Here is a 24700-nt window from a genome sequence, read left to right on the forward strand (position 1 = left end):
GCCTGTCCACAGGTCCGTCCACAGGCGTGCACAGCCAGGGCCGGCCTCCGCCCCGCTGTCCACAGGGACGACGACGGGAGCGGTGACCGGCGGGCGGGCGCGCCAGGCTCGAGGGGTGGCGCAGCGCGCGGGGGAGCCCGCACCCCCGGTCATCGCGACCCTGCCGACCTCGACCCCGCCGACCTCCCCCGTGCCGTCCGGAGGCACCCCCGCTCGGGTCCACCTCCTGCGGCCGCCGGGCCGGGACCGGCGCGCACCGGGTCCGCTGCGGGCTCTGGCCGGAGTCGTCTGGCCGGCGGTGTGCGCCGGCTGCGGGGCACCGGACGAGCCGCTGTGCCGGGCGTGCGCCACGGCGGTCCGCGGGAGCGGCCTGCCGGCGGCGCTGGCCGGGACCACGGTCCGCGGAGCACCGCCGACCTGGGCCGCCACCGCCTACGAGGGGGTGGTGCGCCGCGCGGTGGTGGCGTGGAAGGACCGCGACCGGGCCGACCTCGACCGCTGGCTGGCGCAGGGCCTGGCGGCCTCGGTGCTCGCCGCGCTGCAGCAGACCGAGCTGCTCGCCGGGCACCTCGCCGGGCACGCGGGCGGTCCCGGTGGTCGTCCGACGCCCGTGCTCCTCGTCCCGGTCCCCTCGCGCCGGCGGGCCGTGGCGCAGCGCGGGCGCGACGTCGTCGCCGACCTCGCCCGGTCAGCGGCGCGCACCCTCCGCCGCCAGGGCCTGCCCGTGGTGGTGGCGCCGGTGCTGCGACTTGCGAGGCGGCTGCGCGACCAGGCAGGGCTGGACGCCGCCGGCCGCGCCGGCAACCTCGAGCGGGCGCTCGTCGTGGCGCCACCCGGCCGCTGGTCCGTCGCCGCGCCTCCCCGCACCGGGGACCCGGGCGGGGAGGGGCCGGCGGGTCCCGCTTTCGTCGTCGTCGACGACGTGGTCACCACCGGGGCGACCCTCGCCGAGGCGGCCCGGGCCCTGCGCTCCGCGGGCCGTCCTCCCCTCGCGGCGGCCGTGCTGGCGGCGGCCCAGCGGCGTGGCGACGGCGAGCCGGGTGACGGCTGACACCCGGGACTGGTCAGGTCTGGAGGGTCCGACTAACGTCGGTCCATGGCAGCCCCGTCGCCCTCCACCCCGTCGTGGAGCCGAGCGCTGGGCGCCTCCGTCGCGAGCGCGAGGGGGTGGTCGCCGTCCTCCTGAGCGCCGTGCCGAGCACCTGATGCTCGTGGCTCTTGCACAGCGCGCCCCACGGTCCCGCCGGCTGACGCGGCTCACCCCTGGAGCCAGCGCCCGGTCCGGACCGCCATCCGTCCCCCTGCAGCATCGGAGGAGAGACATCGTGGAGATCGTGGTCACCGCTCGGCACACCGAGGTGCCCGGACGGTTCCGCCGTCACCTGGACGAGAAGCTCGCCAAGGTCGAGCAGCTCGCGCCCAAGGTGCAGCGCATCGAGGTCGCCGTCAGTCACGAGGCCAACAAGCGGCAGTCCGAGCGCTGTGAGCGCATCGAGCTGACGCTGCGCGGCGCAGGACCGGTGGTGCGCGCCGAGGCGTGCGCCGGCGACGCCTACGCCGCCCTCGACATGGCCACCACGAAGCTCATGGAACGCCTGCGACGAGCGAGCGACCGCAAGAAGGTCCACAAGGGCGGGCACGCCGGCCACCACGCGCGGGGGAGCGCGGAGCCGGTGGAGGGGGTCGCGGGCGCTCCTGCGCCGGCCGCTCCCCCCGTCGAGGACGACGCCGACGAGCTGGCGGCCGCTGGCGAGCACGTGCACAGCGCCCCGGCGCCGGCGGTGGGGGACGGCGAGTGGGTGCTGGGGGAGTCACCCGTCGTCATCCGCGACAAGGTCCACCCGGCCACGCCCATGACGCTCGAGGCCGCGCTGGAGCAGATGGAGCTCGTCGGGCACGACTTCTACCTGTTCGTCGACGCCGAGAGCGGGCGTCCGAGCGTCGTCTACCGCCGCCGCGGCTGGAGCTACGGCGTGCTGAGGCTGGCCGGCGAGGGGGAGACCGCTGACGACGGGACGACCTCCGCCGAGTCCGCGGCGCTGGGAGCCGCCGCGCAGAACGGTGCGGGCAGCGCTTCCGCAGACCGCCGCGAGCCCGTGGCCGCCGGAGCGAGCGCCGGGTGAGCCCGGTCGGGGCGGGCGCCCGCTGAGGCGCCCGCCCCGGCCTCGGCCCGGCGCCGCAGCCGTCCGGTACGCCCGTTCCGGACGGATTTCCGCCAGTTCGGCCCCGGATGTCGGCGAGTCGCCCGGGTCTGGAGGCTACGGCTGGCACGATGCTGTGGTCCGTGCGACGCGCGAGGAGCGCGCGATCTGGGACCAGTCGCCGGCGAGCCCGACGGCTGGGCACCGACGGCAGCGGGCGTGAGCGGGGGACGACGGGTGACGGGGTCTGGCAAGAGCGCCGAGGTCGCAGGCGGCGCGACGGGGGACGCGATCGACGTGCGGTCCACCTACGTGCTCGGCGACACCATCCGCGTGCTCATGGCCGACGACCACGCGCTGTACCGGCGCGGCCTGGAGATGGTCCTCGACACCGAGGACGACATCGACATCGTCGGCGAGGCCGGTGACGGGCTCGAGGCGATCACCAAGGCGCGAGCGCTCCTGCCGGACATCGTGCTGATGGACCTGCGCATGCCGCGCCGCTCCGGCACGGAGGCGTGCTCCGCCATCAAGGCCGTCGCACCCTCCACGAAGATCATCATGCTGACGATGAGCGACGAGGAGGCCGACCTCTTCGAGGCGGTCCGCGCGGGCGCCAACGGCTACCTCCTCAAGGACGTGCCCGGCGAGGACATCGCCGACGGGCTGCGCGCCGTGATGGGCGGCCAGTCGCTGATCAGCCCGTCCATGGCGGGGGCGCTGCTGTCGGAGTTCGCTGCGCTCTCGCGCGCCAGCGAGGCCCGTCCGTCGATGCCGGTGCCGCGCCTCACCGACCGGGAGGTGCAGGTGCTGGGGCTCGTGGCCCGGGGCATGGGCAACCGGGACATCGCCGCTGAGCTCTTCATCAGCGAGAACACCGTGAAGAACCACGTCCGCAACATCCTCGAGAAGCTGCAGCTGCACTCGCGGATGGAGGCGGTCATGTACGCCGTCAAGGAAGGCATGATCGAGTTCAGCTGACACCGGTCGCGTGGCCTGTCGGTGGCCGCTGGCAGGGTGACCGGTGTGACGGCGCGCAGGGCTGCTGACCTCCTCCCGGCTCCCGCGGAGCGGTGGACGGCCGCTCAGGCCCGACGCACCGCCATCGCTTCGCAGGGGCTGGCCGCGCCCCGGCCCGCGGGGCCGCCGACGGCACGCCACCTGCAGCGCGTCGTCGACGCCGTGGGCCTCCTGCAGATCGACAGCATCCAGGTGCTGGCCCGCAGCCACACCCTGCCGCTGTTCAGCCGGCTCGGCCCGTACGACCTCGACCTGCTGCGCCGCGCGGCGGAGGAGCGACCGCGCCGGCTCGTCGAGTACTGGGCGCACGAGGCCAGCTACGTGCCGCTGGCCACCCACCACCTGCTGCGGTGGCGGATGGCGCGGGCGGCCTCCGACGCCTGGGGCAGCGTGCGGAGCGTCGTCACCGAGCACCCCGGTGTCGTCGACGCGGTGCGCGCGGAGGTGGCCGCCGGCGGCCCGATGACGGCCCGCGAGCTCGAGGCGGCCCTCGCCCACGACGCACCGCGTGCCCGCGACCACTGGGGCTGGAACTGGAGCGCCGTCAAGCGCGCCTGCGAGCACCTCTTCTTCACGGGCGAGCTGACGGCTGCCGGGCGCACGGCGTCCTTCGAGCGCCGCTACGACCTCACCGAGCGCGTCCTGCCGCCCGAGGTCGCCGCCGCCCCGGACCCGGACGAGGGCGAGGCCGTCCGCGGGCTCGTCGAGGTGTCAGCGCGGGCGCTGGGGGTGGCCGACGAGCCCGCCCTGCGCGACTACTTCCGCCTCAAGCCCGGGGCGAGCCGCCGTGCTGTGGCCGAGCTGGTGGAGGCCGGGACCCTCGTTCCGGTCGAGGTGGCCGGCTGGACGAGACCCGCGTACCGGTGGGTCGGTGCCCCGCGCCCGCGGCGCGTGGCGGCGCGGGCGCTGCTCTCGCCGTTCGACTCCCTGGTCTTCTTCCGCCCGCGCACCGAGGAGGTCTTCGGGGTGCGGGTGAGGCTGGAGGTCTACACGCCTGCCGAGCAGCGCGTGCACGGCTACTACGTGCTGCCCTTCCTCCTCGGTGACGCGGTGGTCGGCCGGGTCGACCTCAAGGCCGACCGCGCCCGCGGCGTGCTCGTGGTGCTCGCCTCCCACCGAGAGCCGTGGGCGCCGCCCGAGACCCCGGCCGAGCTGGCCGCGGAGCTGGCCTCGATGGCCAGCTGGCTCGGCCTCGGCGACGTGGAGGTGCAGCCGCGCGGAGACCTCGCCGCCGACCTCCGCGAGGCGGTCCGCTCTCACGTTCCGTGAGGCTGCGATCACGCTTCTGACGTGCGGCGATGGGGTCCACCGGGCTGTCGGTGGTGACCTCTGGCGTCTGGGACATGACCTCCAGCGCGCCCCCGGTGCGGGCGGTCGGTGATGACGCTGACCCGCCCACCCAGCGCGCCGAGGCCTACGCCGAGGAGGGCGCCTGGGGACCTGCCACCCCCACCCGGCTGCGCGGAGGGCTCATCGAGACCGACGACCTGGGGTGCACCTGCCAGCGCTGGCACACCGCCAAGACCCACGGGGACTGGGACCTGCACCAGCCCACCCCGGGCAGCTTCACCTGGCCCTCCCCGAGCGGGCGGGTCTACCACCGCAGGTCCACCCCGCTCCTGCCCGACCTCGCCGACCTCCTCCACCGCGACTGAGACTGCGGCTGGGCACCGCACCGGGCGCCTCGAGCGGCGGAGCAGACGGTGGTCTCAGGGCAGGTAGGCGTCCCTGACCACGACCTGGCTGGGCCTGGCCGACTCGTGGTCCAGCCCCGCACCCTCGAGGGCCTCGCGCACCACGGCGAGCGCCTCCTCCTCAGCGTCCTCCTCCGTGCTCGCCTCCAGCAGGAGGACCACCTCGAGGGCGCCGCTGTCCTCCGCGGCGACCACGGCGGCGTCCCGCGAGGCGCTGTCCGTCATCGCCGGCAGCCGCGACCACGGCAGCTTGGCGGCGACGGCATCAGCCACCGCGTCGAGGCCTCCCGTGGCACCGTCGGCCGGCGCCTGCAGGTCCACCACCACGTGCACCCGTCGCAGTGACGGGTCGCCGGGGGCGGCGGTGGGAGCGGGGCCGCTCGTCGGGGCGGTCGTGCTGTTCACGTCGGTCATCGGGCCAGTGTGGAACCCGGACGTCCGCCGCACCTCCGGAGCCGGCAGCGTCCTCATGCCTGCACCCGGAGCACGTGCTGCTCCTCTCCCGCGAGGAGGTCGTAGCGGACGAAGTCGTCCACAGTCCCGTCCCGCAGCCGCTCCGCAGCCCGGTCGACCCCCACCTCGCGGAAGCCGGCCCTGACCGCCACCCGCCGGCTGGCGGCGTTGCGGCTGGCGACGCGCATGACCACGCGCTCGAGCCCCAACCCTCCGCACTCGACCGGCGCCAGGGCGTACTGCACCACCAGGCGCACCGCGGCGGTGGTGATGCCCCGTCCTCGGGCGCCCGGATGGCACCAGTAGCCGACCTCTCCGGTGCGCACGCCGTCTCCGAGGGTGAAGAGCCCGACCTCCGCGACGAGCGGTTCCGCGACCGGCTGGCCGTCATCGTCGTCGCCCCCGTCCCGGTCGTCTGCTGGGAGCGGGGGACCGGCGGCGGCTGCCGACCCCTCCCGGTCCGCACGGACGGCCCAGAACACCCCGGCGCCGCGGGCCTGCTCCTCCTCGCGGCCCGCGATCCAGCTGGCGGCGTCGAGCACCGTGTACGGGGCGGGCAGCGACGGCAGCCACGCCTGGGTGGACGCCGCCGAGCACGCCTCCGCCACCCGCTGCACGTCCCCGGCGACGTGCGGGCCCAGCCGGACGCCTCCACCCGCGAGCTCCACCGGTGAGAGCCAGCGCTCGGCGCGCTGCAGGGAGGAGTCCCAGCGCCAGGTGCCCACCCACGCGTCACGCAGGTCCCCGCGCACGGGCAGCAGGCAGCGCACCGTGCCGTCGACCCCGCTGCCGCAGGCCCAGGCCAGGCGCCTCGCCGGCCACGCACCGGCCTCCACGCACCAGCGCACGGCCTGCAGGCCCAGCTCCACGAACGCCCAGGTCAGCACCAGCCGGACCGCGCCGGCCGTGGTGCCGCGGCCGCGCGCCGCCGGCGGAGCGGCGCAGGTGAGCCAGCCGCCGCCCTCGCCGTCCTCGGCGAGGAGCACGAGGCCCGCGAACTCACCGGCGACCTCCACCACGAGGCGGTGGGACGGGCCGGAGGGGCGGATCCCAGGGACCCCCAGGGCGGCCGACGCACTCGGCGCGCCCCCCGCCGCGCCCAGGTCGGGCAGCCAGCGGGCCACGTCGCGGTCGTCCAGGAGGGCCGCGACGGCGGCGGCGTCCGCGGGGCAGGCGCGGCGCACGAGCACCCCGCGCTCCCGCAGCCGAGGCCCCGCAGGCTCCGGCTCCTCAGGATCGTCGCGGACCATCGCGGCACAGTGTGCCCTGGGCGCCTCCTGGGCAAGTGGGCCTGCGCGCAGCGGCCCGCGCCTACGATGGCAAGACCCTTTCGGGTGCTGTGCGAGTGGAGAAGAAGGAAGCGGGGAGTGACCGTGCCTGGTCTGCTGGAGAAGGTGCTGCGCGCCGGCGAGGGTCGGACGCTGCGCCGCCTGCAGGGGCTCGTGAAGCAGGTGAACGCCCTCGAGGACGACTTCACCCCCCTGTCCGACGCCGAGCTGGCCGAGGAGACCGACAGGTTCCGCGCCCGCTACAAGGACGGCGAGACCCTCGACGACCTGCTCCCCGAGGCGTTCGCGGTGGTCCGCGAGGGCGCCCGCCGCGTGCTGGGCCAGCGCCCGTACGACGTGCAGCTCATGGGCGGCGCGGCCCTCCACCAGGGGAACATCGCCGAGATGAAGACCGGTGAGGGCAAGACCCTCACCGGTGTCTTCGCCGCCTACCTCAACGCGATCCCCGGCAGAGGCACGCACGTCATCACCGTCAACGACTTCCTCGCCAGCTACCAGAGCGACCTCATGGGCCGCGTCTACCGCCACCTGGGCCTGACCAGCGGCTGCGTGCTGGACGGCATGGCCCCGGCGGAGCGCCGCCAGCAGTACGGCGCCGACATCACCTACGGCACCAACACCCAGTTCGGGTTCGACTACCTGCGCGACAACATGGCGTGGAACGCCGGCGACCTCGTGCAGCGCGGCCACCACTTCTGCATCGTCGACGAGGTCGACTCCATCCTCATCGACGAGGCCCGCACCCCGCTGATCATCTCCGGCCCGTCGCAGGGCGACGCCTCGAAGTGGTTCGCCGAGTTCGCGCGGATCGTGCGCCGGCTGGAGCGCGAGGTCGACTACGAGGTCGACGAGAAGAAGCGCACCGTCGGCATCCTCGAGCCGGGCATCGAGAAGGTCGAGGACCAGCTCGGCATCGAGAACCTCTACGACTCGGTGAACACGCCCTACGTCGGCTACATCAACAACGCGGTGAAGGCCAAGGAGCTCTTCAAGCGCGACAAGGACTACGTCGTCGCCGACGGCGAGGTGCTCATCGTGGACGAGCACACCGGCCGCATCCTCGCCGGGCGCCGCTACAACGAGGGCATGCACCAGGCGATCGAGGCCAAGGAGGGCGTCGAGGTCAAGGCCGAGAACCAGACCCTCGCCACGATCACGCTGCAGAACTACTTCCGCCTCTACGACAAGCTGTCGGGGATGACCGGCACGGCCACCACCGAGGCCGCCGAGTTCCACGGCACCTACAAGCTCGGCGTGGTGCCGATCCCCACCAACAAGCCGGTGGCCCGCACCGACCAGCCCGACCTCGTCTACAAGACCGAGGTGGCGAAGTTCGACGCCGTGGTCGAGGACATCGCCGAGCGCCACGGGACCGGGCAGCCGGTGCTGGTGGGCACCACGAGCGTGGCCAAGAGCGAGTACCTCTCCCAGCAGCTGGTGAAGAAGGGCATCCCCCACGAGGTGCTCAACGCCAAGCAGCACGCGCGGGAGGCGGCCATCGTGGCGATGGCCGGTCGGGCCGGCGCCGTCACCGTGGCCACCAACATGGCCGGCCGCGGCACCGACATCATGCTCGGCGGCAACGCCGAGTTCCTCGCCGTGGCGGAGCTGTCCGAGCGCGGTCTCGACCCCGTCGAGGACGCCGAGGCCTACGACGCCGCCTGGCCCGAGGCGCTGCAGCGCGCGAAGGACGCCGTGGCCGCCGACGCCGCGAAGGTCACCGAGCTGGGCGGCCTGTACGTGCTCGGCACGGAGCGGCACGAGTCGCGCCGCATCGACAACCAGCTCCGCGGCCGCTCCGGCCGCCAGGGCGACCCGGGCGAGTCCCGCTTCTACCTGTCCATGGCCGACGACCTCATGCGCCTGTTCAACTCGGGGCTGGCGGAGTCCATGCTGACCCGCGCCGGCATCCCCGACGACGTGCCGCTGGAGTCGAAGCTCGTCAGCCGCGCCATCCAGAGCGCGCAGAGCCAGGTGGAGTCCCGCAACTTCGAGATCCGCAAGAACGTCCTCAAGTACGACGACGTCCTCAACCGCCAGCGCGAGGTCATCTACGCCGAGCGCCGCCGCGTGCTCGAGGGCGAGGACCTCCACGAGCAGGTGGGCCACTTCGTCCGCGACGTGGTCACCGGCTACGTCACCTCGGCGACGTCGGACGGCTTCGCCGAGGACTGGGACCTCGACCAGCTCTGGCAGGCCCTCAAGACCCTGTACCCGGTGTCCATCACCGTCGCCGACGTCGAGCAGGAGGCCGGGGGCCGCTCAGCGGTGACGCAGCAGATGCTCCTGGAGGAGCTGGTCTCCGACGCCGAGCAGCAGTTCCTCGAGCGCGAGCGCACCCTGGGGCCGGCCGTCGTCCGCGAGCTGGAGCGCCGGGTGGTCCTCAGCGTGCTCGACCGGAAGTGGCGCGAGCACCTCTACGAGATGGACTACCTGCAGGAGGGCATCTCGCTGCGCGCGATGGCCCAGCGCGACCCGCTGGTCGAGTACCAGCGCGAGGGCTTCCTGCTCTTCCAGGCGATGCTCGAGGGCATCAAGGAGGAGTCGGTCGGGTACGTCTTCAACCTCGAGGTGCAGGTCCCGGCGGAGCCGGTCCGCGACGACGAGGCAGCGGTGGCCGGCGAGCAGGCTCCGGCCCTCGTGGCTCCCGGCCTCGAGGGCGGCGGGGCTCCGCAGCAGCTGCAGTACACGGCGCCGTCCGCTGACGGCGACGTCGAGGTCACCGGCGGACCCACCGCCGAGGGCGGTAGCCGCCGCGAGCGGCGCGCCCGCAAGAAGGCCTGAGCCGGGAGGCAGCGGCCTCCCCGCTCCTCGCGCCACGCCCGCCCTCCGGACCGGCTGCTGCACCGTCGGTCAGCCGATCTGGAGGGCGGTGACGCGCCAGCGACCGTCCACGCCCTCCAGGCGCAGTGCGGCTGCGCGCACGCGCTCACCGTCGCGCACCACGACCGCCGCCTCGACGACGTCGTCGCGCGGGCAGCTGACGAGGACCCTGCGGACCACGGCCCGCGTGTGCCGGCGACGTCCACGGACCCGCTGCGCCAGCGCTGCTCGCTGCTGCAGACCGGCGTAGACGTCAGCGGTGAGCCAGCGCAGCAGCTGCGCGGCGGGTCGGGTCCCAGCGAGGACCTCGACGGCGGCGACCACCAGCCCGGCGCACAGGGGCTCCGGGTCGGGCAGGGAGGAGGACGCCGTCGGGCGGGGGGCGACCGCCGGGTCGACGCCGCGCGGGAGCCGCCCGTCCAGCACCAGCGGCAGCACCCCCTGCAGGGCGATGACCGGGGGACGACGGCGCTCGACGGGAGCCCCGAGCGCCTTCGGCTCCGACCGCGGTGCAGGGACGACGCGCAGCGCGGGCAGCGGTGCCGCGGGCACTGCGAGGTCGTCGGTGAGGGGTGTCGCTGCGCTGGAGGTGCTCACGGCGCCACCAGCCGCTGGCCGGGACGCAGGTGGTCGGGGTCGGAGCCGATGACGGCGCGGTTGGCGGCGTACCAGCGGGGCCACGCGGCGGCCACGGCTGCGCGGGTGCTGCCGGCGGGCAGGTTGCGGGCGGCGATGGACCACAGGGTGTCGCCGCTGCGGACCACCACCTCGGTGGTCGTGCGGCCCGTGGCCGGGACCTGGCTCGTCCTGGGCGGTGCGGTCGAGGTCTGTGCGGTCGAGGTCTGTGCGGTCGAGGTCTGTGAGCTCGGGGTCTGTGAGCTCGGGGTCTGTGAGCTCGGGGTCTGTGGGTTCGAGGCCTCGGCAGCACGGGGACCCGTGCCCGGACGAGCGGCCGGAGCGCTGGTCGCGGGAGCCGTCGTCGAGGTGGCGGGTGCCGGGGCGGACGTGGTGGTCGGACTGCTGCTCGGGGTGGTGGCCGGCTCGCTCGACGTGCGGCTCGTCGAGGGCCAGCTGAGCCCGCTGGCGCTCGCCGCCGCGGCAGGAGCGGGGCGGCTGCCGGCGAAGGCGGGAGCGCTGACCCCGCCGAGCACCGCGGCTCCCACGGCCGCGGCGATCAGGCGCCGAAGCAGCAGCGGGGTGGTGGCGTCGGCGACGGCGCGCAGGGCGGCCCCGGTCCTCCCGGTGGTGCCGAGCAGCACGGCGCCCACGGCGGCCGCCGACCCGGCGCACCACACGAGGAGCACCGTGCCCAGTGCCAGTCCCGCCAGGGCGGCGACGGCGGAGTCCAGGTCGGCTGGGACGTGGTCGAGGTCGCGCAGGGCCTCGACGGCCAGGAGTCCGCCCGTGGCGCCGAGCAGTGCGACGGACCCTGACGTCAGCAGCGTCGCCATCGGCCTGGGTGTCGCCCTCATGCGCTTGCCTTCGTTTGATGCAGTTTGCTGTTGTTCGGTGCCATGTGCGGATCATGCACGAGCGCTGGCGGCCGATCGTGGAACGGAGGGCTCCCTGTGGACGGCGTCCACCGCGAGGAGCAGCGCCCCTACCGTGGGCTCATGCGCTGGGACGCTCTGTTCGCCGACCTGGAGGCCCAGCTCGTCGCCGCCGACGACGACGTCGCGGCCATGCACGCCGAGCGCGTGCGCGCCGAGGTCGCCGGCGTGGAGCTGCGGGACAGGCTGCGCGCTGCCCTGGGGCAGCGCGTGGCGCTGCGGCTGGCCGGCGGCGAGCGCGTCGACGGCGCGCTGCGGGCGGCGGGCCCCGACTGGCTGCTCGTCGAGGAGGTAGCGGGGGAGGCCCTCGTCGCGCTGCCGGCCGTGGTGCTCGCCGAGGGGCTGACGAGGTCGCTCGCGGCCCCCGCGGGCGCCGTCGAGGGTCGGCTCGGGCTGGCTGCGGCCCTGCGCGGCGTGGCGCGAGACCGGTCAGCCGTGCGGATCTGGCTGCGCGCCGAAGGGAGCGGTGTGCTGACCGGCACGGTGGACAGGGTGGGGGCGGACCACCTCGACCTGGCCCGTCACGCCGTGGACGAGGCGAGGCGCGCGGGTGCCGTGCGCGGCGTCGTCACGGTGCCGCTGCCGGCCCTGGCCTGCCTGCGGCGCTCAGCGACCTGACGGGCGGCAGGCGCGCGTCAACTGCGCAGCGCGTCCTCGTGCAGCGCCTCGACGTCGCCGAGGTCCGACTGCGAGGCCACGAGGGCGCGCGTCTCGGCGTACTTGCCCTGGATGTAGTCCTCCAGGACCGAGATCTCCACGCGCCACTGGCCGCGGCCGCCCACCTTGATGGCGGGCAGCTCGCCGCTGCGCACCAGCGCGTACGCCTGCGCCGCCGACACCTGGAGGGTGTCGGCCACGTCGGCGAGGGTCATGAAGCGCGCGGCCACCTCCGGATGGTCCCACGCCAGGAGCTTCCCGCGGCCTCGGTCCCCGGGTGATCACCCGCAGTGACCAGGCGCTGCCGGCTGTGGCGTCTCCCTCCGGAGAGACGCAGGCGAGATCATCCGGTCGGGGGCGGTCGCCACCCGGACGGAGCGATCCGGCGTGCACGTCCTCGGATCCGCGACCAGCCGGCTGCCACGCTCCGTGACGTCCCTCCCGTCTCTTCCCCCGCCAGGAGCCGCCATGGCCGCCACCCGCCCGACAGCGCTCACCCCGGCCTCGCCGCCTGCGGCCCGCCTTCGCGCTCCGTCGTGGCGCGACCCGCGCCTCGTCGTCGGCCTGCTGCTCGTGCTGGCCTCGGTGCTGGCCGGCGCCAGGGTGGTCTCCGCGGCGGACAGCACGGTGCCGGTGTGGGTGGCGGCCAGCACCCTGGTGCCGGGCCAGGAGATCACCGCCGCCGACCTGCGCGCGGTCCGCGTCCACCTCGAGGGTGGCACCGGCGGCTACCTCCCGGCGGACGAGCGGGCTCCGCAGGGCGCCGTCGCCCTGCGGGAGGTCACCTCCGGTGACCTGCTGCCGCGCAGCGCGGTCGGCAGCGCCTCCGCTCTCGCCACCCGCCCCGTGGGCCTGCCGGTCACCGGTCCGCTGCCCTCCGGCCTGGTCGCCGGGGCGCTCGTGGACGTCTGGGTGACGCCCGCCCCCGCGCGGCTCGGCGCCAGCCCGGTCACCGCAGCCGGCACCTCCACCACCACCGGTGCTGGTGCGCAGGGCGCCAGCGGACCCCACCAGCTCGCCACGAGCGCGGTGGTGCACGAGGTCGTCACCGACGGGGGGTCCTTCGCCACCGGTCGCGGCGGTCTGGTGCAGGTGGACCTGCCGCCCGCCCAGCTGCAGCAGGCGCTGCAGGCCCTCGCGGCCGAGGCGACGGTCTCGCTGGTGCTCGTGCCCGGCTCGTCCCCGGCGGGCCGCTGAGTGTCCGCCGTCCCGCGCCGCGGCCCGTCGCCGCTGCCGCTGCTCACCGCTGTGCCCGGGCCCGAGGAGGCGCAGCTCGTCGCGGCCCTGGGCCGCACCCCCGGTGTCTCGGTGGTCCGCCGCTGCGCGGACCTCGGCGAGCTCCTCTCCGCCAGCGCCGCCGGCCACGGCCGCGCCGCGCTGGTCTCCGCGGACCTGCACCGGCTCGACCGCGAGGCGCTGGCCCGCCTCGAGGCGCAGGGCACGGCCGTGGTCGGGGTCCTGCCCGCCACGGGCGAGGGGGCTGCAGCCGCCCGCCTGGTGGCGCTCGGCGTGGGCCGGCACGTCGCTGCCGGTGCCTCCGGCGAGGAGGTGGCTGCAGCGGTCACCGCCGCTGTCGCCCGCCTCCTCGTGGGCCGCGCCGCCCCGGGCGGCCCTGCGCCCTCCGCCTCGACCAGCACCCGGGACGCTCCTCCGGCCGGGTCCGGCGCCGCCCCCGTACCCGCCCCCGCGCCGGTCCCCACCGCCGAGCGGGTGCGCCCCGACTCCGCGGGCGCGGCCGGCGCGTCCTCCCTCGGCGCGGCCGAGGACGACGACGAGCTGGCCGAGGTGCCGCTGCCGGAGCGGCCCGGGCGCCTCGTCGCCGTCTGGGGCGCCCCCGGAGCCCCGGGCCGTACGACCGTCGCGGTCTCGCTGGCCGCGGAGCTGGCGGCGCTGGGCGAGCGGGTGCTCCTGGTGGACGCCGACACCTGGGCCGCCAGCACCGCCCAGGTGCTCGGCCTGCTGGACGAGACGGCCGGCGTCGCCGCCGCCTGCCGCGCCGCCGCGGCCGGCACCCTCACCCCGGGACGGCTGCTGCAGCTCGCACCCGAGGCCCTTCCGCGGGTGTCGGTGCTCACCGGGCTGCCGCGCGCTGAGCGCTGGCACGAGCTGGGAGCCGCCGCCCTCGAGGAGCTGTGGTCCACCTGCCGCTCAGCTGCCCCCTGGACCGTGGTCGACTGCGCCGCACCGCTCGAGCAGGACGAGGAGCTGGTCCTCGACACCGCCGCTCCCCGCCGCAACGCGGCGACCACCACCGCGCTGGCGGCCGCCGACGAGGTGCTCGTGGTGGGCCAGGCCGACCCCGTGGGACTGCAGCGGCTCGTCCGTGCCCTCGGCGACCTCGCCGAGGCCCAGCCGGACGTCGTCGAGCGGCGCCGCACCGTGGTCACCAAGGTCCGCTCCGCGGCCGTCGGGCACGGACCCGCCGCCCGCGTCCAGGAGGCGCTGGCCCGGTACGCCGGGGTGCGCGACGCCGTGCTCGTCCCCGACGACCGCGCCGCCTGCGACACCGCCCTGCTCACCGGCCGCACGCTGCGCGAGTCCGCCCCCGGGTCACCCGCCCGCGCCGCGCTCGCGGCGCTCGCCGCCCAGCTGGTGGGCGCCTGCCGCGAGGAGGGGAGCACTGGCACCCGGACCGGCGGTGGCGCGGCCCCTGCGCGCACCCGGCGCCGCGGGTGGGCCAGGATGCGCGGGTGAGCCCCTCCCTCGGCAGCCCTCCCGAGCGCGTCTACGCCGCCCTGCGGCCGGACCAGCTCGCCGAGTGCCTGCGCAGCGGGCGCCTGCCCGCCGACGCGCCGGTGCACGCCGTCACGCCCGCACTGCGGGAGCACTACACCGAGGGCGACGCCGAGGAGCTCGAGCTCGCGGCGATGCTCGACGCCGCCGACTCCTCGCTGCGCCTCCTCGCTGACGGTCCGGCCCGGGCCGACGGGGGTGGCGGTGGAGCGCCGGGCCGGGTGGTCGCCCGCCGGCTGGTCCTCGCCGCTGACGTCCCCGGCAGCGTGGTCTCGCCCCGGCCGGTCGGTGACGGCGACCCCGCCGAGGCCCTCTCCCGCGTGGAGCTGGCGCAGCCGCTGCAGGTGTCCGCCGTCGTCAGCGCGCACGTCGACGAGGCGGAGGCCGTCGCCGACGTGTCCGCCGCGGCCGCGGCGCTGCCTGCCGCTGACGCCGGCGACGACGACGCCGCCTTCGCGGTCGACGGCGCGCAGGGGCACGACCTGCTCTGGTACGACGCCACCGAGCTGGAGGCGCTGGCCGACGAGCTCGGCTGACCCACCGGGTCAGCCGGGCCGGTCGGCAGATCAACCGGTCGGCAGATCGGCCGGTCGGCCGGTCGGCTCAGGCCAGCAGCTGGCCGATCTCGCGCTCCTGGTCGCGCAGGGCGCGCACGACCGGCTCCTCGGCCGCCCGCTCGATCTTGCCGCCCAGCAGCGGGACCGCCGCTGTCAGCGTGCCGCTCACGGAGTGCTCCGTGTGCACCCCGCGGCCGGGCACCACCCCCGTGCGCACCGGCCGCAGCCCCGTCGTGGCCGTCGCGGTCACGGGCGCACCCGGCACCTGCAGCTCCGTCGTGCCGGTGCGCGAGCCGTCAGCGGCCGGGGCCTCCCACGTGTCGACCTGGCGCAGCCGCATCGAGGCGCCCACGAAGCGGCGGGCCATCTCGGGCAGCTCGTCGGTGGGCAGCACGCGCTCGATGGTCACCACGAAGCGTCCCTCGGGTCCGCCCTGGACGTCCACCTCGTGCGACAGCGCGTCGCTGGCGGTCAGCAGCCGGTCCAGCACGGCGGGGTCCGCCAGGAGCTGCGCCACCCGCTGCGGGTCGCCGGGGTAGCGGAGCAGGACGTCGAGGCGCACGGCCCCACCGTAGGCCCGGTGCCGCGGACCGCCCGCCCTGAGCACCCGCGGGCTGCCTCTAGGGTTGTCGGGTGCCGACCCTGAGCTCTCTCGTGCGCAGGCTGGGAGTCCTCGACGCCGCTGACGAGGAGTGGCTGCACCTGCTCGTCGGCGACTGGCAGATGCTCTCGGACCTGTCCTTCGCCGACCTGCTGCTGTGGGTGCCGGACCGCGAGGGCGGCTTCGTCGTCGTCGCCCACTGCCGCCCCAGCACCGGCGTCACCGTCCACGACGAGGACGTCGTGGGAACGCACATCGCCCCCGGCCAGCGCGAGCAGGTCGACAGGGCCTTCGCCGAGGCGCGCATCTGCCGCGACCACGACCCGGAGTGGCTGGACGGCTCCCCGGTGCGCGAGGAGACGGTGCCGGTGGTGCGCCAGGGCCGCGTCATCGCGGTGATGTCGCGCGACACGAGCCTGTCGGTGCCGCGCGCCCCCTCGCGGCTGGAGCGCAACTACCTGCAGTGCGCCGACGCCCTGGCGCGCATGGTCTCCGAGGGCACGTTCCCCCACCAGGGGGCCCCCACGGGCACCCGCCGCGGCGCCCCGCGCGTCGGCGACGGCCTGGTCCGCCTCGACGTGGAGGGCGTGGTGGTCTACGCCAGCCCCAACGCCCGCTCCGACTACCGCCGCCTGGGCTTCACCGGAGACCTCGTCGGCAGGTCGCTGGCCGAGGTCACCGCCAGCTGCCTGGACAGCACCCACCAGGTGGACGAGACGCTGCCGCTGGTGGTCACCGGTCGCGCCCCGTGGCGCTGCGACGTGGAGTCGCGCCAGGCCGCGCTGTCGCTGCGCGCGGTGCCGCTGCTGGAGGAGGGCGTGCGCACGGGCGCGCTGGTGCTGTGCCGCGACGTCACCGAGCTGCGCCGCCGCGAGCAGGAGCTGCTCACCAAGGACGCCACCATCCGGGAGATCCACCACCGGGTGAAGAACAACCTGCAGACCGTGTCGGCCCTGCTGCGGCTGCAGACGCGCCGCATCGAGTCCGACGCGGGGCGTGCGGCCCTCGAGGAGGCGATGCGGCGCGTCAGCACCATCGCGCTGGTCCACGAGACGCTCTCGGCGGGGTTCGAGGAGGTCGTCGAGTTCGACGACGTCATGGAGCGCGGTCTCCAGCTCATCGTCAGCCTGGCCGCCAGCCACGGAGCGGCCAGCGTCCGGCGCATCGGCACCTTCGGGCAGGTGGGTGCCGAGGACGCGACGGCCCTCGCGCTGGTGCTCACCGAGCTGGTCACCAACGCCGTGGAGCACGGACTTCGCGGCGGCGACGGACGGGTGGAGGTGCGCGCCGAGCGCGACGGCACCGCCCTGGTGGCCACCGTCGCCGACGACGGTGCCGGCCTGCCCGAGGACTTCTCCCCGCACGCCGGCGGGCTGGGGTCGCAGATCGTGCAGGCGCTCGTGCAGGGCGAGCTGCGCGGCAGCATCGTGTGGCGCAACCGTCCCGACGGCGGCGCGGAGGCCGTGGTCAACGCCGAGCTGCACGAGCCCCGCGGGGACCGCGCAGCCGCCTCGGCCGCTGTGTGAGCACGTGACGAGCGCCGTGACGACGACGAAGGGCCGCCCCCAGCAGGGGACGGCCCTTCGTGCAGGCGCTGCGCGCGCCCGGCGTCGCGTGCCGCGGGGGGCTGGTTCAGCCGGCGCGGCGGGCGCGGGCGGTGCGGCGCTTGAGCGCGCGGCGCTCGTCCTCGGAGAGGCCGCCCCAGACGCCGGAGTCCTGACCGTTCTCGAGCGCCCACTTCAGGCAGGTCTCCACGACGTCGCAACGCCGGCAGATGGCCTTCGCCTCCTCGATCTGCAGCAGGGCCGGGCCCGTGTTGCCGATCGGGAAGAACAGCTCGGGGTCTTCCTCGAGGCACGCTGAGCGGTGCCGCCAGTCCATCAGTGAGCTCCTCAGTGGATCGGGGTCTCGTCCGGTCGCTCCGCTCTTGTGAAGCGGTTCACGAGTCCGAACACGTATATGGGGCGCTCAGTGGCGCCCCGTCCGCAGGTATCGTCACAGAGTCCGCTGCGTTGCACAAGGGTCAACTGCGGCGAGTCACTCGCGGGGTGTCGGGTTCTGGTACAGGTCGTGCGCGGAACATCATCGGGACGTCTCGTGCTCTGATCTGACCAACGGTGGAGCACCCCGGAGTGTTCCGCCAACCGGGAACCGATCTCGGCAGCGCTCCGGCGGGCGGACCGCCGGGCGAGCACGGGGAGGGTGGACGCGTGACGAGCGGGAAGCGGCCCACGGCGCTGGTCGTGGCCGTGGAGGCGGTCGCCGTGGAGGTGGTCGCGCTGGCCGCCGTCGTGGTCTTCTACGGCATCGAGCTGACGCGCGCCGAGGACCCCACCGGAGCAGTCGCCACGGCCGTCCTCCTGGCCGCACTCGCCGTCGGGCTGGCGCTGTGCGCCCGGGCGCTGCTCGCCGGCCGTCGCTGGGCGCGTGCGCCGCTGCTCACCTGGCAGCTGTTCCAGGTGGTGCTCACCGCACCGCTGTTCCTGCGGCCGCAGTGGCCGGTGGCAGCGGTGTTCGTGCTCGTGGCCGTCGCGGCCGGCGTGTGCCTGGCGTCGCGGCCGCTGTCGGTGTGGGTCGGCGACGACGACGCGGAACCGCCCGTCCACTGACACCGGGGACCGCCCGGGCCCGCGGGCGCGGCTCAGCCCTGGGCGCCGTCGCCCAGCTCGGCGCGCATGGTCGCCAGCGTCCGCGTCAGCAGCCGCGAGACGTGCATCTGGGAGATGCCGACCTCCTCGGCGATCTGCGACTGCGACATCCCGCGCACGAACCGCAGCGCGATGATCCGCCGCTCCCGCGCGGGCAGCCGCGCCAGCAGGGGGCGCAGGGCCTCGCGGTCCTCCACCACCCGCAGCGCCTCGTCGTCGGTGGCGAGCCAGGCGCCGGGGGCGTCGACCTCGCCGGTGTCCAGCGGCACCGTCGTGTACGCACCGGCCGACTCCATGCCCTCCAGCACGGCGTCCTCGTCCACCTGCGCCCGCTCGGCCAGCTCGGAGACGGTGGGCGCGCGTCCCAGCTCCTGCGTCAGCTCGGTGCGGGCGTCGGCGAGCGTGCGGGAGAGCTCCTGCAGGCGGCGCGGCACGCGCACCGCCCACCCCCGGTCGCGGAAGTGCCGGCGGATCTCGCCGAGCACGGTCGGCACGGCGAACGCCGAGAACGGCACGCCGCGCTCGGGGTCGTAGCGGTCCACGGCCTTGAGCAGCCCGATGGTGCCGACCTGCACGAGGTCGTCCATGGGCTCGCCGCGGTCGGCGTAGCGCCGCGCCAGGTGGCGCACCAGCGGCAGGTGCGACTCCACCACGCGGTTGCGCAGCGCCGTGCGCCGCGGGTCGTCCTCGGCCATCCGGGACAGCTCCAGGAGCTCCGGCGGCAGGTCGGGGTGGGGGCCGGGGTTCTGCTCGGGCACGGCCGCCCGCACCACCGACGAGGGGGAGCCCTCGGATCCCTGAGCGCTCACGGCGGTGCCGCGCTACCCGCGTCCGGGTCCGTCGTGGCGCAGCCGGATCCAGTGGCGCCCGGCGTCGTCCCGGCCGGTCTCCAGACCGCTGACCAGCGCCTCCAGCACCGCCCACGCGAAGCTGTCGCGACCCGGCAGCGTCTGCGCCGGCCCGCTGACCTGCACCTTCATACCCGGGGCCACCAGCTCGAAGACGGCCGTCAGCACCGGTGCCGAGGCGTCGGGCGCTGCGCCGGGCTCGACGGCGTGCAGGTCGGGTGAGCCGTCCAGCGCCTGCGGGCCCAGCACCAGCGCGCACGCCTCGTCGACGGCGATGCGCAGGTCCTCGATCTCGTCGATGGTGAGGTCGAGCCGCGCGGCGAGCCCGGCCGTCGCCGTCCGCAGCACCGACAGGTACTCCGGGGCGGCGGGCACCACCAGCTCGACCCGGTCACCGGACGAGGCCGTCGGGGCCACCTGGGCCGCCTGTGGCGACGCGGCTGCGGGGGCGCTGGCGGGCCGGTCTGCTGGAGCTGTCACGCCGTCGCCTCCTCGGATCGGCTCGCGCAGCCCATGACTGCACCGCGTCGTCGTCGTGTCGTCGAGGTCGTCATCGTCGCACCCGTCCTCAGGGGCGCGCAGGTGGGCCGCGCCAGCCGCCAGCGCCACGTCGACGGGTGGGCCGTCGGAGCAGACCGGCTGAGCGGGCCTGCTGATCAGCTCGGCACGCTGCCGGACGCCGCGAGCGCCTCCAGCTCGGGGCCGGCGAGGCGCCAGCGCGTCCACTCCTCCAGCGGCTGGGCGCCGATGGCGGTGTAGACGGCCTGCGCGGGGGTGTTCCAGTCCAGCACCGACCACTCCAGCCGGCGGTGCCCGGCCGCCACGGCATCGGCGGCGAGGGCGGACAGCAGCGCCCGGCCCAGCCCCAGACCGCGGTGCTGGGGCCTGACGAAGAGGTCCTCCAGCCAGGTGCCGTGGCGACCCGTCCACGTGGAGTAGGTGGTGAAGGAGATCGCCGTGCCGGCCACGACCCACGTCTCGCCCTCGAGGACCTCGGCCACCAGGGCCCGCACGCGCGGGTCGGGGCCGAACAGCGCGGCGCGCAGGTCGTCCGGGGTGGCCTCCACCGCGTCGGGCTCGCGCTCGTAGACCGCCAGCTGGCGGATGAGGCCGTCGATGGCCTCCACGTCCGCCGGTCCGGCCCAGCGGACCCTCGTCCTCGGTGCCACGCGTCCTCCGTCGTGCCCTGGTCGTGCCCTGGTCGTGCCCTGGTCGTGCCCTGGTCGTGCCCTGGTCGTGCTCGGGCCGGTCCCGCTGGCGGGTGCCGTCTTCCCGTGGGAGGAACCGTAGAGGGCGGCGGGCGGCGTCTCACGCAGACCGCCCCCGGCGCGTCGCCCCCGGCTCGCCGACGTGGCCTCTCGCATCAGGGCAGGGCGAGCTGGACGACGACGAGAGCGCCCGACCGGACCAGGCTCGCCCTTCCGCGTGGCCCGCCGCGCACCACGGGGGCCCGGGCGCCCACCACCTCTGCGTCTCCGGGGGCGAGCGGGTGCAGGAGCAGGCCGGTGCGGTGGCGGCGCAGCGCCGCTGCCAGCCCCCGGTGAGTGGGCAGCAGGCCGCTCGTGCCCGCCGCCACGACGGCGCACGCGGGCCCGTCGCCGTCGGCGAGGTCGAGGAGGAGGGCCTCCAGCGGGCTGCCGAGCAGCAGCTCGGCGTCGTCGACGAGCACGAGCGGTGCGGGCGCGGGTCGGGACGGCGGCGCGGCAGCCGCTGCGAGAGCGGCGAGCAGGGCCCGGCCTGCGGCGGTGTCCGTCCCGGTCACCACGGGGACGCCCCCGGCGGCGGTCGTCGTGCGCGGGGCGCTCGTCGTGCCGGCGGTGATGGGCAGGGGCAGGCGCGGCTGCACCAGGACGCACGGCCGACCTGCAGCTGCGGCCTGGGCGGCGAGCAGACGCAGCGCGCTGGACCTGCCGGAGCCCGGTGGCCCCACCACCAGGGCGCCCGAGCCGGCTGCGAGGGGGATCTCCGTGGGAGCGGCCCGCAGGCCACCGAGACCCACGACGGGTGAGGCGGCGCCCGAGGAGGGAGCGGAGGACGGGGCGAGCGCGCGCAGCTCGGCCAGCGCCAGGTAGCTCGGCAGCGCACCGAGCCGCACCGCGCCGTCGGGGCTGGGCAGCCCCGGGCGAGGTGCCGCTGGGACCAGGGCCCCGGGGCGGAGCAGGTCTGGGTCGAGCAGGGCCAGCTGGACCTCCCGCAGCGGCCCCGGGCGCAGGCGCAGCGCCCGCCCCGGCGGCCAGTGGACCGGCGTCGCCGCCGACGGGACCCCGGCCAGCACCGCGGCCGTGCGGTCCGCGGGCGCCAGCAGCAGCACCTCCCGCACGCTCGCCAGCGCGCGCGACGTCAGCGAGGCGGCGTCGCAGGTGAGGAGCACGGGGGCGCCGGCGGTGACGAGACCTGCCAGCAGGTCGGCTGCGGCCTCCGCCTCGTGGCGCTGGCCGGCGGCGGCGCGCCCGGCCAGCACGCGGTCGGCGGCGTCGACGAGCAGCAGCGGCCGGGGCCCGCACGCACCGTTCCGGCGGCTGCGGGGCACGTCGGTGAGGTGCTGCAGGACGCGCAGGAGGTGCTCGCCGTCATCGGGGTCGACGGTGCTCGCGACCTGCGGCAGCGCAGCCAGGTCCGCCACCTCGGCCGGGTCGCCCACCACGTGGACCTCGCCGGTGCTCGCCGCCGCGACCCAGCGCAGGGCGGCGGTGCGCCCCGAACCCGGACCTCCGCACACCGCCAGCGGCGCGGTGGCGTCCCAGCGCAGCACCCGCTGGGCGGGCACCTCGGGTTCGTCCAGCAGGCCGAGCGCCGTGCCCGCGGCGTCGGGCTGGTCGTCGTCGGCATCGCCGTCCTGGGCGTCGTGCGGGTGGCGCCAGGGCAGCAGGTCGGGCAGGGGCGGCAGCCACGGGGAGCTGACCCGGGGCCGCCCGGCCGCGGCTGTCCGCAGCGACGCCACGAGCAGCGGCACCTCGTCCACGGCCTCCCCTCCCGGCGGAACCACCTGACCCACCGCCAGCACGCGCACCGGAACGGATGGCGGGCGCACCAGCGACGCCACCTGGACCGCCTCCAGCCCGCCGCCGCCGCGGCGCACCAGGGCTGCCCCCGGTCGGTCCGGCGGCAGCGCAGCAGCGCCCGGGTCGTCCAGGACGTCGAGGGAGTCCGGGGCGTCGCGCACCCGCAGGGCGATGCGCAGGTTGGTGTTGGCCCTCGCATCCGGGCTCACCGCTCCCGCCGGGCGCTGCGTGGCCAGCACCAGGTGCACCCCCAGCGACCGCCCGACGGTCGCCAGGCGCACCAGGCCCGGCACGAGGTCCGGGACCTCGTCCACCAGCACCCGCACCTCGTCCACCACCACGAGCAGCCGCGGCAGCAGCCGTGCGCCGTCGACGCGGCAGCGCAGCAGCTCCGCCCTGTCCGCCACCCCGTGCTCGGCCAGCACCCGCTCGCGGCGGCGCACCTCGGCGGACAGGGACGTGAGCGCCCGCTGGGCCAGGTGCTCGTCGAGGTCGGTGACGCAGCCCGCCAGGTGCGGCAGGCTCTTCAGCCGCCCCGCTGTGGCGCCGCCCTTGTAGTCGACCAGCACCACCGACAGCTCCTCCGGCGGCACCGCCACCGCCAGCGCCAGCAGCCACGCCACGAGCAGCGAGCTCTTGCCCGCCCCCGTGGTGCCCGCGACCAGCGCGTGCGGGCCGTCGCGGTCGAGGTCGAGCACCCACGGACCCCCACTGGCGCGCACGCCGACGGCCACCGCGAGGTCCCGCCCCCGCGGCCCGTCCCACCCCCGCGCCACCGCTCGCGGGTCCAGGGCGTCCAGGCCTGCCGCCCCCTCCAGGACCTCGGTCAGCGGAGGTGACGCCGGCGCGACCTGCCCCTCGGCGCTCGCGGCGGGACGCAGCGGTGCCAGTGCCCGGGCGAGGCGCTCCGCCCGCTCCTGCGTGAGGAGGTCGGTGACGAGGGCCGTCGTCGTACCCGCGGTCGACCAGGTGGCGGCGCCGCCGCTGTCCACCAGCAGGACGGCGTCCGGCGCACCCGCACTGCGCCCGCCCTCACCACCGGGCAGGACGACGACGGTGGTGCCCGCCCCCGTGGACGTCCACGAGCCGTCCAGGCAGTCCTGGCCGTCGCCCACGGCCACGCGGGCGACGGCGCCACCGCGGTCGTGGCCGCCCTGGCCGTCCCGACCTCCAGCGGTGGTCCCGGCGCCCGGCGGCAGGACGTGGGGGAGCCAGCGCGCCCAGCGCCACGGCCCCGGGACCGCGGGCAGGACCAGCTCGAGGCGGTCGGGGCCGTGCAGCACCGCCAGCTGGCAGACGAGGGCACGCGCCGCGGCGTGCGCGGCCTCGGCGTCGCCGCGCACCTCCACGCGCCGCAGTCCGCCGAGGTCGACCACCAGGGGACCCGCCTCGTGCTCGATCGGGCTCGGCGCGCCACCACCGTCGTCGTCCTCGGCAACGTCGCGCACCACCACACCGCTCGGCACCCGAGCCGTGCCCAGCCGGACCCTCAGGGCGCCGCCGGCGGAGCGCGGCTCCGCGGGACGGGACCACAGCAGCGGGTCCCGTGCCTCCACCAGGGCGAGCAGGGCGCCTGCAGCGGGGTGCAGCAGCTCCAGCGCGGAGCGCTCGCGGACCAGGGCCCGTTCGGCGCGTGCGTGGTGCCGGCGCACCGCATCGCGGTGGTCGGCCAGGGCGCGCACGTGGTCGCGGCGGCGGCGCCGCCGGTCTCCGGCGGCCGTCACGAGGGCCACCAGGGGGCCGGTGGTCGCCAGGAGCAGCGCCACCGGCGACCACAGGAGCGCCAGCGGCACCGCGACGAGGGCGGGGGCGAGCACCGCCGCCCAGGCCACCGGGGTCCCAGCTCTGGGCTGCGGTGGCTCAGGGAGCACCACCTCCACAGTATCCGGCGCCTCCTCGGCCGCAGGGACCTCGGAGGCGCCGAGCACGAGACGTCCGTGGCCGTCGGGTGTCGCGGGAGGGGGCGGCGGCAGCCCTGGGCCGGGAGCGGCCACCACCTGGAGCACGCCCGCGCCCACCTGCAGGAGCGCCCCCGGTGCCAGGACGGTCCACGCCTCGCCCAGGAGACGTCCGTCCAGGCGGGTGCCGTTGGCCGAGCCGGCGTCCCGCACGCGGGTGCCCGCCGGCGTGCGGTCGAGCTCGACGTGGCGCCGTGAGGCGGTCGGGTCGGTCAGGGCCACGAGCCCACCCGCGTCACGGCCGACCCAGGACCTGCCGAGCGGAACCCGGGCGCTGGAACCGGCGTCGGGCCCTGAGAGCACGCGCAGCGCGCCCCCGGGGGACGGCGCAGCAGCGGCGCTCTCGTCGTCGTCGCCCAGCACCAGTCGCGCCCCCCGCACCAGCGGTGGCGCCCCCAGCGGTGCGTCGTCCGCCACGCACGCCCCGCCGACCAGCACGCGAGCCGCTCCCAGTCCGCCGAGCCCCGCCGCAGCGGCCAGCTGGGGCAGCACCTCGCGCAGCGGCGTGCCGGCGGGGGCTTCCACGACGACGTCGGCGCCGGGGCCGCAGCACCCGGCGCCACCGGCGGTCAGCTCCAGGCGCACCCGTCGACCCTGCACCGTCGGGAGCTGGTCGCGCTGGGCGCTGCCCGCGGCCTGTGGACGACCGGTCCGCTACGCCGCTGACGTCCCGTTTCGTGGCGCAGTGTCACGGTTGCGTCCGATCCACCCCGATGTGCGGGGTCG

The 24700-nt window shown here is 76.3% G+C and carries 23 protein-coding genes; 12 read left to right on the forward strand and 11 right to left on the reverse strand.

Going from position 1 to position 24700, the window contains the following annotated elements:
• Nucleotides 1-115: 115 nt before the first annotated feature.
• The 5 genes from FMM08_RS02475 to FMM08_RS02495 all read left to right on the forward strand — a co-directional run bounded on the left by FMM08_RS02475 (nt 116) and on the right by FMM08_RS02495 (nt 4816).
• Nucleotides 116-1051: a ComF family protein gene (locus FMM08_RS02475; RefSeq protein WP_222710307.1), complete on the forward strand. Its 936-nt coding sequence runs from the start codon at nt 116-118 to the stop codon at nt 1049-1051.
• A 274-nt stretch (nt 1052-1325) separates the two neighbouring features.
• On the forward strand, nt 1326-2123 hold the full coding sequence (hpf, locus tag FMM08_RS02480; RefSeq protein ID WP_147924701.1) for a ribosome hibernation-promoting factor, HPF/YfiA family: 798 nt from the start codon (nt 1326-1328) through the stop codon (nt 2121-2123).
• 237 nt (nt 2124-2360) lie between these two features.
• Nucleotides 2361-3122: a response regulator gene (locus tag FMM08_RS02485; RefSeq protein ID WP_255471958.1), complete on the forward strand. Its 762-nt coding sequence runs from the start codon at nt 2361-2363 to the stop codon at nt 3120-3122.
• Between the two features lie 45 nt (nt 3123-3167).
• A complete protein-coding gene (locus FMM08_RS02490; RefSeq protein ID WP_222710309.1) occupies nt 3168-4430 on the forward strand; it encodes a winged helix-turn-helix domain-containing protein in 1263 nt (420 codons plus the stop codon).
• Between the two features lie 29 nt (nt 4431-4459).
• Complete coding sequence (locus FMM08_RS02495; protein ID WP_147924702.1) at nt 4460-4816, forward strand: hypothetical protein; 357 nt, start codon at nt 4460-4462, stop codon at nt 4814-4816.
• A gap of 54 nt (nt 4817-4870) precedes the next feature.
• On the opposite strand, the gene FMM08_RS02500 is transcribed toward FMM08_RS02495, so the two are convergent.
• The gene (locus FMM08_RS02500; RefSeq protein WP_147924703.1) at nt 4871-5269 is read right to left on the reverse strand and encodes a hypothetical protein; all 399 of its coding nucleotides are present in this window, start codon (nt 5267-5269) and stop codon (nt 4871-4873) included.
• Between the two features lie 53 nt (nt 5270-5322).
• Nucleotides 5323-6558 carry a GNAT family N-acetyltransferase gene (locus FMM08_RS02505; protein ID WP_147924704.1) on the reverse strand — a complete coding sequence of 412 codons (1236 nt, stop codon included), beginning with the start codon at nt 6556-6558 and terminating at the stop codon, nt 5323-5325.
• A 123-nt stretch (nt 6559-6681) separates the two neighbouring features.
• Between FMM08_RS02505 and secA the strand changes: the two genes are divergently transcribed.
• Nucleotides 6682-9381 carry a preprotein translocase subunit SecA gene (secA, locus tag FMM08_RS02510; protein ID WP_147924896.1) on the forward strand — a complete coding sequence of 900 codons (2700 nt, stop codon included), beginning with the start codon at nt 6682-6684 and terminating at the stop codon, nt 9379-9381.
• Nucleotides 9382-9450: 69 nt separating this feature from the next.
• On the opposite strand, the gene FMM08_RS02515 is transcribed toward secA, so the two are convergent.
• Both FMM08_RS02515 and FMM08_RS23270 read right to left on the reverse strand, forming a co-directional pair.
• A complete protein-coding gene (locus tag FMM08_RS02515; RefSeq protein WP_147924705.1) occupies nt 9451-10017 on the reverse strand; it encodes an Rv3235 family protein in 567 nt (188 codons plus the stop codon).
• A complete protein-coding gene (locus FMM08_RS23270) occupies nt 10014-10871 on the reverse strand; it encodes a LysM peptidoglycan-binding domain-containing protein (RefSeq protein ID WP_222710310.1) in 858 nt (285 codons plus the stop codon). The genes FMM08_RS02515 and FMM08_RS23270 overlap by 4 nt, the downstream gene beginning before the upstream one ends.
• Before the next feature lie 162 nt (nt 10872-11033).
• On the opposite strand from FMM08_RS23270, the gene FMM08_RS02525 reads away from it, so the two are divergent.
• Nucleotides 11034-11588 carry a hypothetical protein gene (locus tag FMM08_RS02525; RefSeq protein ID WP_147924706.1) on the forward strand — a complete coding sequence of 185 codons (555 nt, stop codon included), beginning with the start codon at nt 11034-11036 and terminating at the stop codon, nt 11586-11588.
• Nucleotides 11589-11605: 17 nt separating this feature from the next.
• Here FMM08_RS02525 and FMM08_RS02530 read toward each other — a convergent pair whose 3' ends face one another.
• Nucleotides 11606-11857, reverse strand: coding sequence for a helix-turn-helix domain-containing protein (locus tag FMM08_RS02530; RefSeq protein ID WP_147924707.1), 252 nt, complete (start codon nt 11855-11857; stop codon nt 11606-11608).
• A 238-nt stretch (nt 11858-12095) separates the two neighbouring features.
• Here FMM08_RS02530 and FMM08_RS02535 point away from each other — a divergent pair, with 238 nt between their 5' ends.
• The 3 genes from FMM08_RS02535 to FMM08_RS02545 are packed head-to-tail and all read left to right on the forward strand — an operon-like array spanning nt 12096 to nt 14896.
• Entirely contained in the window at nt 12096-12824 is a 729-nt protein-coding gene (locus FMM08_RS02535; RefSeq protein ID WP_147924708.1) for an SAF domain-containing protein, read from the forward strand.
• Entirely contained in the window at nt 12825-14321 is a 1497-nt protein-coding gene (locus FMM08_RS23920) for a CpaE/TadZ family protein (protein ID WP_187279486.1), read from the forward strand.
• A complete protein-coding gene (locus FMM08_RS02545; protein WP_222710311.1) occupies nt 14318-14896 on the forward strand; it encodes a DUF6912 family protein in 579 nt (192 codons plus the stop codon). Before FMM08_RS23920 ends, FMM08_RS02545 begins: the two co-directional genes overlap by 4 nt.
• Before the next feature lie 67 nt (nt 14897-14963).
• Here the strand turns inward: FMM08_RS02545 and FMM08_RS02550 are convergent, their stop codons facing one another.
• Nucleotides 14964-15479, reverse strand: coding sequence for a DUF2505 domain-containing protein (locus FMM08_RS02550; protein ID WP_187279487.1), 516 nt, complete (start codon nt 15477-15479; stop codon nt 14964-14966).
• A gap of 71 nt (nt 15480-15550) precedes the next feature.
• Here FMM08_RS02550 and FMM08_RS02555 point away from each other — a divergent pair, with 71 nt between their 5' ends.
• Entirely contained in the window at nt 15551-17044 is a 1494-nt protein-coding gene (locus FMM08_RS02555) for a sensor histidine kinase (protein ID WP_147924710.1), read from the forward strand.
• A gap of 106 nt (nt 17045-17150) precedes the next feature.
• Here the strand turns inward: FMM08_RS02555 and FMM08_RS02560 are convergent, their stop codons facing one another.
• Entirely contained in the window at nt 17151-17399 is a 249-nt protein-coding gene (locus FMM08_RS02560) for a WhiB family transcriptional regulator (RefSeq protein ID WP_109773353.1), read from the reverse strand.
• Nucleotides 17400-17728: 329 nt separating this feature from the next.
• Between FMM08_RS02560 and FMM08_RS02565 the strand changes: the two genes are divergently transcribed.
• On the forward strand, nt 17729-18127 hold the full coding sequence (locus FMM08_RS02565; RefSeq protein WP_147924711.1) for a hypothetical protein: 399 nt from the start codon (nt 17729-17731) through the stop codon (nt 18125-18127).
• 32 nt (nt 18128-18159) lie between these two features.
• Here FMM08_RS02565 and FMM08_RS02570 read toward each other — a convergent pair whose 3' ends face one another.
• The 4 genes from FMM08_RS02570 to FMM08_RS02585 all read right to left on the reverse strand — a co-directional run bounded on the left by FMM08_RS02570 (nt 18160) and on the right by FMM08_RS02585 (nt 24559).
• Nucleotides 18160-18975: a SigB/SigF/SigG family RNA polymerase sigma factor gene (locus FMM08_RS02570; RefSeq protein WP_255471960.1), complete on the reverse strand. Its 816-nt coding sequence runs from the start codon at nt 18973-18975 to the stop codon at nt 18160-18162.
• A gap of 12 nt (nt 18976-18987) precedes the next feature.
• Nucleotides 18988-19431: an ATP-binding protein gene (locus FMM08_RS02575; protein WP_187279514.1), complete on the reverse strand. Its 444-nt coding sequence runs from the start codon at nt 19429-19431 to the stop codon at nt 18988-18990.
• A 239-nt stretch (nt 19432-19670) separates the two neighbouring features.
• On the reverse strand, nt 19671-20183 hold the full coding sequence (locus FMM08_RS02580; protein WP_222710312.1) for a GNAT family N-acetyltransferase: 513 nt from the start codon (nt 20181-20183) through the stop codon (nt 19671-19673).
• A gap of 194 nt (nt 20184-20377) precedes the next feature.
• The gene (locus FMM08_RS02585; RefSeq protein ID WP_147924714.1) at nt 20378-24559 is read right to left on the reverse strand and encodes an FtsK/SpoIIIE domain-containing protein; all 4182 of its coding nucleotides are present in this window, start codon (nt 24557-24559) and stop codon (nt 20378-20380) included.
• Between the last annotated feature and the right edge of the window lie 141 nt (nt 24560-24700).

This window comes from Quadrisphaera setariae (assembly GCF_008041935.1).
GTDB lineage: Bacteria > Actinomycetota > Actinomycetes > Actinomycetales > Quadrisphaeraceae > Quadrisphaera > Quadrisphaera setariae.